Source organism: Pseudoroseomonas cervicalis ATCC 49957 (assembly GCF_000164635.1).
GTDB lineage: Bacteria > Pseudomonadota > Alphaproteobacteria > Acetobacterales > Acetobacteraceae > Pseudoroseomonas > Pseudoroseomonas cervicalis.
The window spans coordinates 1-539 of sequence record NZ_GG771251.1 but is presented as its reverse complement, the minus strand read 5'-3'; the positions used below and the strand labels follow the sequence as shown (position 1 = coordinate 539).

General features: G+C 75.5%; 2 protein-coding genes. Both read left to right on the top strand.

Going from position 1 to position 539, the window contains the following annotated elements; translation table 11 throughout:
* A partial coding sequence (locus HMPREF0731_RS22845; RefSeq protein WP_007006656.1) for a GvpL/GvpF family gas vesicle protein occupies nucleotides 1-254 on the top strand: 254 nt, incomplete at its 5' end.
* The gene (locus tag HMPREF0731_RS22840; protein WP_007006655.1) at nucleotides 254-511 is read left to right on the top strand and encodes a gas vesicle protein GvpG; all 258 of its coding nucleotides are present in this window, start codon (nucleotides 254-256) and stop codon (nucleotides 509-511) included. The genes HMPREF0731_RS22845 and HMPREF0731_RS22840, both read left to right, overlap by 1 nt.
* Nucleotides 512-539 lie beyond the last annotated feature (28 nt).

Sequence of the window (539 nt, the reverse complement as noted above, 5' to 3'; positions counted from 1 at the left end):
CCGAGGCGCGCCAGCTGCTCGACACGCTGGCGCCGCTGGCCGAGCGCAGCCTGGCCCTGCCGCTGGCCGAGGACACCATGCTGCTGAACCACGCCTTCCTGGTGCGCCGCGAGCGCGAGGCCGAATTCGACGCGGCCATGGCCGCGCTGGCGGAGGCGCAGGGCGGGCGGCTGAGCTTCCGCTATGTCGGCCCCGTGCCGCCCTACAATTTCGTCGCCCTGCAGGCGGCGCTGTTCGGCTGGGAGAAGGCCTGATGCTCGGCACCTTGCTGACACTGCCGGCCAGCGGGCCGCTCTCCGGCGTGTTCTGGATCGCCCGCCGCATCGCCGCCATCGTCGAGGAGGAGCAGTCCGACCCGGCGCGGGTCGAGGCCGCGCTGCTGGCGCTGGAACGCCGGCTGGAGGCGGGCGAGATCGACGAGGCCACCTATGACGCGGCCGAGGCGCCGCTGCTGGAGGAGTTGCAGGCGCTGCGCGCCGCGCGCCGCGCGCGGCAGGGGGGCGGGGCATGAACCTGATCGCCCCCCGCCCCGGCGGCGC